Genomic DNA, 4,227 nt, shown 5'->3' on the forward strand with positions numbered 1-4,227 from the left:
CGGAGCCGAGGCGCCGGGCGAGCCCGGTGGCCAGGCCGGCCCCGACCAGGCCGCCCACACTCGCCAGTCCGATCAGCAGGCCGACCAGGCCGGCGGGCAGCTGGGCCGAGCGGACCAGGAACACCACCAGGACGGCCTGGTAGCCGGTGAGCCCGATGTTGCTGGCCGCCCCGAACACGGTCAGCACGCGCAGGTACGGGTCGCGGACCACGAACCGCAGCCCGTCGAGGACCTCGCGGCGCAGCGAGGTGCCCGCGGCGGGTCGTCCGGGCCGGGTTTCGACCGCCCGGATCCGCCCGAGGCACAGCGCGGAGACCAGGAAGCTCAGCGCGTCGAGCAGCACCGCGGTCACCGCACCGGCGAGCTGGGCGATCAGTCCGGCCAGCCCGGGGCCGACGAGGTAGCTGGCGGTCCGCGTGGCGTGCAGCTTCGCGTTCCCCTCGGGCACCTCCTCGGGCCGCAGCAGCATCGGCAGGTACACCTGGTCGGCGGTCTCGAAGAAGACCCGGGCCAGGCCGGCGCCGAGCGCCACCACCAGGAGCTGGCCGATGGTGAGCAGGCCGAGCAGGGCGGCGGCGGGGACGCTGAGGAACAGCGCCGCCGAGACCAGGTCACAGGCGATCATCACCGGGCGGCGGCGGATCCGGTCGACCCAGGCGCCGGCGGGCAGCCCGACGATCAGCCAGGGCAGCCAGGCGGCGGCGGTGAGCACCGCGACCTGGAAGGTGTCCGCGTCGAGCACGGCCACCGCGACCAGCGGCAGCGCCACGGCGGTCACGTTGCTGCCGATCGCGCTGACCGTCTGCCCGGCCCACAGCAGCCGGAAGTCGCGGTGCCGCAGCAGGCCGCCCGGCCGCGCGGGGGCGGGCGTACCGGCCAGGGCGGTCACGGCTGGGCCGGGACGCCGTGGGCGAACAGGAAGACCGGCTCGCGCCGCTGCCCGTCGTCGGGGGCCGGGCGGTCGGCCCAGCGGTCGAACAGCGCGATCACCTCACGCCCGAGTTGGGCCAGCTCATCCGGGGTGAGGTGCAGCCACTTGTCGGTGCTGAACGGCCCCTCGCCCCAGGCGGCGTGGGCGTCGTCCCCGGCGGCGTGCCAGGCCCGGACCAGGGCGGCGTGCCGGTCCAGGTTGAGCGAGCTGGCGGCGTCGGCCACCGCGCGGGCGGCCGGGTCGGCGTCGAAGTCCGTGTTGGACCAGCGCACTCCCCGGTCACGCAGCCGCCACCACCGCTCCCGGCGGTCCCGGGCCAGCTCGGGCGCCTCCGACACCAGGTCCGCGGCGGCCAGCATCTTGAGGTGGTGGCTGACGTTGGCCGGGGCCTGGCCGGTCCGCTCGGCGAGCAGGCCGACGGTGGTCGGGCCGTACACCTTGAGCACGTCCATCAGGCGGCGGCGCAGGGGGTGGGCGAGCGCCGCGAGGACGCGCGAGTCGGTGACGTGCCGGATGTCGTGGTCGGTCATGCCGACAGCCTGACATCCGCAAGACGTATTGCGCAATAGTTCTTGCTGAACTCACCGGGTCGGCCGGCGCGGCACCCCCGGCCACCGCCCGGCCGGCCCCGCTCAGGCCGCCATCCGCCGGGCGAGTTCGTCGGCGACGTCCTTGGCCAGCTGCGGCGGGATCGCCTCGGCGATCTTTTCCGGCGGCAGCCCGGCGAGCACGCCCGTGACGATCGCCTGCTCGTCGGTGAAGTCCTTGCCGGCGAGCGTGGTGACCTGGGCGGCGAGCTGGTCCACCCGCAGCATGAGGTAGTCGAGCTTGGCGACCATGCTGTTGGCCGTCTTGGCGGGTCCAGTGCCGTCGGGGTCGACCGAGCGACCCATGCTCGACCCGCCGTAGAACATGCCGGCGTAGACCTGGTGGATCTCGTTCTCCGCCTGGGCGCTCATCTCGTCTCCTTCGATCAGGCCGATGGTGGTCAGGTAGCGGCGGAACAGCGGGGTCTGGTCGCGGCCCGCCTTGGTCGAGTCGCGGAAGAAGCTGAAGTGGGTGTGGCTGAGGTGGCTGGAGTCGCCGGTGGTGCGCTTGCCGAGCCGGTCCCAGCGCTTCACGGTCAGGCCGTCCGGCGAGTAGATGATCTCCCTGATGTCCCTGGTGTCGGCGGCGCCGGCGACGCACTGCGCCACGAACCAGGTCGAGAAGGTGCGCAGGTTGTGCGTCCGGCCGCCGGTCACGACCGTGAACATCCCGACGTCCAGCGCGGACGCGTGGAGTGTCAGCCCGGAGGAGTCCCGGGTGGACTCCACGACCGAGTAGTCGTTCGGCACCACCCGGTCGGAGCCGCAGTGGTAGCCCCCGAGGTGACTGGCGTCGCCGACGATGCCCACCTCGCCGGGTTCGAGGTCCGCGGCCTGGACGGCGTTCTTGTCGACGTTGAGGTAGCTGAGCAGCAGGTTCCGGACGGCCAACAGGTTCTGCGGGGCGGTCGTCATGCCTTCCCCCTTCGATGGTCCACGGCCGACCAGGGCCGTCACCGCGCGTGAGGGGCGGGGTGCGGGGATGCGCCGGCCGATACGATGCACAGCGCCGGGCACTTACCCCGAGACTATCCGCGCTTTCGAAGGTTCGCCCAGCTCAGAGGCACTATCTGGAACTATGGGGCGGCTGTGGACGGTCGCGGCACCACCGGAAGCACAATGGCCGAAGGATGCCCGGGGTCGTGCAGGACCTCGCGCCATCCGGCACGGAGGGTGATCGCCATACCGAGCGGTTCGCCGGTGCCCGGGTTGCGCGCGTAGCGCGGGTGGGCGCCGCCGGAGACCTGGACCCGCAGCCGGTGGCCGGCCGCGAAACGGTGCGCCGTGGGCCAGAGGGTCACCGGCACCCGGACCACGCCGGCCGGGTCGGCGGCGAAGCGGCCGGGCGCCACCCGGACCAGGCCGTCGCAGACGTTCCACGACCGGCCCCGGCGGTCCACGTCGCAGAGTCGTACGAAGACGTCCAGGTGGGACAGTTCACTGCGGAGGTGGATCTCGGCCTGCACGGGGCCGAGCACCTCCACCGGCACGTCCAGCGGCGCGCTGGTGTACGTCAACACGTCCGGCCGCGCCTCCACCGGCCGGTTGTCCACCGCCCCGGCCCGCTGGGCGACCAGGAGCGGCCCGCCGAGGGACGGCGTCGGATCGGCCGGGTCGTACCAGATCCGGTCGGGCCGGGAGTGGGCCGGCGGGGTCGGGCCGAGGACCCGGCCGGCGTGCAGATGCCACCGGGTCGGCACGGCCGGCGGCGGCCAGTCGGGCAGGTCCCGCCAACCGCCGCCGGTGCCGCCGACGTGCACCCGGACCGGGCCGCGGCGGGGCACCGGACGCCCGGCGAGGTGCGCGTCGAGCCAGTCGAAACCCTCGCGCAGGGCGGCGACGAACAGTCCGGGGCTGCCGTGGGTCCACGGGCCGACGGTGAGCCGCGGGCGGGCGCCGGCCGCCCGCAGCCGCGCGTAGTCCTCGAGCTGGGCGGGGAGGAAGATGTCCTGCCAGCCGCTGACCATCGCCACCGGGGCGCGCACCTCGGTGATCCGGTCGCCGAAGCAGCGCCGCCGCCAGTAGTCCGCTTCCGGCGTGTGGTGCCGCAGCCACTCCTGGAAGAACGGCACGGTCACCCCGGTGGCGATCCGGTCCGCCTCGACCAGCGGCAGGTGGGCCAGGGCCCGGGTCAGCCTCGGCTGGCCGCGCTTGAGCTCCCACTGCCGGGCCAGCCACGGTACGGTCTGCGCCTGGAGCAGCTCGGCCCAGGTGAGCACGGTGTCGAGGGCGAACGACTCCCCCGCGTACGTCGAGTCACGGGTGGCCGAGGCGGTCACCACCGCGACCATGGCGCGCAGCTCGTCGGCCGCCTCGGCGGCCACCGCCCACTGCACGAACCCCTGGTAGCTGGCCCCGAACATGCCGAACGCCCCGGTCCACCACGGCTGCCGCCGCAGCCAGTCGAGGGTGTCCAGCCCGTCGTCGCGCTCGTGCACCAGCGGGGCGAACTCGCCGCCGGAGCCGTACGTGCCGCGGCAGGACTGGATCACCACGTGGAAACCCCGCTCGGCCAGCAGCCGCCCGAGCAGCCGCATCGGCCCGCCCCGCCCGTACGGGGTGCGGATCAGGACGGCGGGCGCGCCCGGCAGGTCCGGGGCGTAGTGGTCGGTACGCAGCGGCACGCCGTCGCGGACCCGGACCGGGATGCCCCGGGTCACCGTGACCCGCCGGGTACGGGCGGCGGGCAGCCGCAGCGCCGCGCCGGCG

4 protein-coding genes are annotated in these 4,227 nt (G+C 74.4%); all 4 read right to left on the reverse strand.

The features are described from left to right. A partial coding sequence (locus ACWEVO_RS31405) for an MFS transporter (protein ID WP_452311081.1) occupies positions 1–889 on the reverse strand: 889 nt, incomplete at its 3' end. Next, complete coding sequence (locus ACWEVO_RS31410; protein ID WP_452311082.1) at positions 886–1,461, reverse strand: ArsR/SmtB family transcription factor; 576 nt, start codon at positions 1,459–1,461, stop codon at positions 886–888. The genes ACWEVO_RS31410 and ACWEVO_RS31405, both read right to left, overlap by 4 nt. Before the next feature lie 102 nt (positions 1,462–1,563). Continuing rightward, entirely contained in the window at positions 1,564–2,433 is an 870-nt protein-coding gene (locus ACWEVO_RS31415; protein WP_452311083.1) for a hypothetical protein, read from the reverse strand. A gap of 161 nt (positions 2,434–2,594) precedes the next feature. Further along, positions 2,595–4,227: CocE/NonD family hydrolase (locus ACWEVO_RS31420; RefSeq protein WP_452311084.1), on the reverse strand; the 1,633-nt coding region annotated here is incomplete at its 5' end.

The organism is Micromonospora sp. NPDC003776 (assembly GCF_053605645.1).